Source organism: Actinomycetota bacterium, from assembly GCA_036280995.1.
Taxonomy (GTDB): Bacteria; Actinomycetota; CALGFH01; order CALGFH01; family CALGFH01; genus CALGFH01.
In genome coordinates this window covers 1-2,310 of record DASUPQ010000080.1, presented here as the reverse complement: position 1 = coordinate 2,310, position 2,310 = coordinate 1, and the positions used below count along the sequence as shown (strand labels likewise).

At 71.1% G+C, this 2,310-nt stretch carries 2 protein-coding genes, 1 tRNA gene and 1 pseudogene; 1 reads left to right on the top strand and 3 read right to left on the bottom strand.

The genetic code is table 11. The features are described 5' to 3' along the window. Positions 1-589 (bottom strand): transposase (locus tag VF468_02220; protein ID HEX5877129.1); only part of this gene is annotated, 589 nt, incomplete at its 3' end. A gap of 85 nt (positions 590-674) precedes the next feature. Between VF468_02220 and VF468_02215 the strand changes: the two genes are divergently transcribed. Further along, a complete protein-coding gene (locus VF468_02215) occupies positions 675-977 on the top strand; it encodes a hypothetical protein (protein ID HEX5877128.1) in 303 nt (100 codons plus the stop codon). A gap of 149 nt (positions 978-1,126) precedes the next feature. Here VF468_02215 and VF468_02210 read toward each other — a convergent pair. Both VF468_02210 and VF468_02205 read right to left on the bottom strand, forming a co-directional pair. Next, positions 1,127-1,992: pseudogene (locus VF468_02210) on the bottom strand (IS5 family transposase). A 183-nt stretch (positions 1,993-2,175) separates the two neighbouring features. After that, positions 2,176-2,260, bottom strand: a tRNA-Tyr gene (locus VF468_02205). Positions 2,261-2,310: the final 50 nt, after the last annotated feature.

Sequence of the window (2,310 nt, the reverse complement as noted above, 5' to 3'; positions counted from 1 at the left end):
AGACCGACAGACCGGCGTGGCGTAGGAACGAGTAGGCCAGGTGCGGGGTGCGGCGGATACGGTCGATGCCGGCGTGGGCGGCGCGCATGATGTCGCCAAGATGCTCGGTGACGAGATTGGCCAGCTCCACGCCCTTGAGGTTGGACCACAGCCCCTCGACCGGGTTGAGGTCGGGCGCGTACGCGGGGAGCCGCTCGACGACCAACCAGGGCCGCTGCTGGCCCAGCCAGGCGTGCATCTTGCGGCTGCGATGGGCGGGCAGTCCGTCCCAGACCAGGGTCGCCCTCTCCCCGGCCAGGAAGCGGCGCAGCTCGCCGAGCGCCACGATGAGGGTGTCGGTGTCGTAGCTGCCGGGCTGGACGTGGAAGGCGACTTGGGCACCGCCACCACCAGGGCGGATGCACAGCGCGGCCGCCATCGAGGCTCGCTTCCAGTTGAACGGGTGGCGCAGCACCGGGGTCCGGCCCTTCGGCGCCCAGGTCCGCCGGACCATGGGAATCAGCGACGCCCCGGACTCGTCCCAGAAGACGATGCTCGCCTTGCGCCGGGCCGCCCCTTTTTGATCCTCGGCCAGTCCTGTTTGACCCACTGCTCGACGGCCTGATCGTCACGCTCGGCGGCGCGGCGGGCGGGCCGCCGCACGCTCCAGCCAGCTGGCGCAGCGGCCGCCATCCATGTCCGGGGTGGTGGGTGACCCCGGTCAGCCGTTCGATCACCTGTGCCACCCGCGCCAGCGTCCACACGTCAGCGGGGAATCCGCTGGCGCGGGCGCCAGCGAGCAGCGCCTGCTCGACCTCGGCGAGCTGCTCGCGGGTCACCTTCGGGGTGCGGCCCGGCGGCCCGCGGCTGCGCAGCGCCTGGTCGCCATCTTGCTGCCAGCGCCGATACCAGCGGCTCACATTGCGCCGGTGCGTGCCCAGCTCTCGGGCGATCTCGGCCTGGGGGACCTGGCGGGCGAACAACTCGGCCGCTCGTAGCCGCAGCTGTTCTTGGGCGTCACGGTCGCGGCGCGGGCCCCTGCGCGTCCGCCGACCGCTCGGCATGGTGGACATATTGGGATCCTCGCACACCAGCACGAGCATGCCGTTCTATAGCGCGAGACTCGTTAGAGGGCGTCTGAAAAGGCTCATGACCTGGTCAGTCGACGGAGCAGCAGCTGGATCATGGCCAGCTGGATGACCGCCTCGGATGTGGCCGTGAGGTACTCGTAGTCCCTGCTCAGGCGGCGGTAGCGGCCCAGCCAGGCGAAGGTCCGCTCGACCACCCATCTGCGGGGCGCGACCGCGAACCTGGGCACCTCGGGCGGTGGCACATCGGGTGGGAGCCAGCGACGGCGACGGCCGCCGTCGCGGCGCTCGGCGACCTGCAACGTGATCCCGGCGACCTCGCGGGCCCACTCCAGGAACGCGCCCCGGTAGCCGGCGTCGACCCAGCCGTACCGCAACCTGGGAAAGACACTCCTGGCGTCGTGCAGCAGCATGGCGGCGCCGTCGCGGTCGCCGACGTCACCGGCGGTCACCCGGACCCGCAGCAGCAGGCCCAGGCTGTCCACGAGCAGGTGGCGCTTGCGCCCGTTGACCTTCTTGGCTCCGTCAAAGCCGTGCCAGCCCCCGATCGGTGATTCTGACGCTCTGGCTGTCCAGGATCGCGGCGCTCGGGGTGGGATCGCGGCCCTGGCGGCGGCCCTGGCGGCGGCGCTCGTGCTCGCGCAGCACGGTCAGGATGTGCGCCCAGCGGCCCTCCCGCCGCCAGAGCCGGAAGTAGTGGTAGACGGTCTGCCAGGGCGGCAGGTCGTGGGGCAGCAGGCGCCAGGCGCAGCCGGCCCGGACCCAGTAGCCGATGGCGTTCCCAGTAGCCGATGGCGTTGACCAGCTCCCGTCGGGCATGGCGGGCGGGGCGGCCGCCGGGCTTGACCGGCGGGATCAGCGGGGCCAGCAGGGCCCACTCGGCGTCGGTCAGGTCGGTCGGGTAGGCCCGACGTGGGCGCGGCAGGGTCACCAGCACCTCCAGCAGGAGCAGGAAAATGCGGACTCTACCGGCTTTTCAGACGCCCTCTAGAACAGATGTTGAACAGCCTGGGCCTCGTGGTGACCTACGAACCGCGTGAGCACGCCCTCGACGTCGAACTCACGCTCGCGGGGGACGCCGGAGGGGACGGCGTTTCGCAGGGGTGCTTGGTGGCAGGGACAGGATTCGAACCTGTGAAGGCATAGCCGACGGATTTACAGTCCGCTCCCTTTGGCCACTTGGGTACCCTGCCAAGGGTGGTCGGGGCTGTGAGCGTGCCCTCCCGGCCCCGATCGGACGCGA

Excerpts from the sequence above, each read along its gene's own strand:
- VF468_02215 (HEX5877128.1), top strand. The coding sequence starts at position 675 with ATGTCCGGGGTGGTGGGTGACCCCGGTCAGCCGTTCGATCACCTGTGC.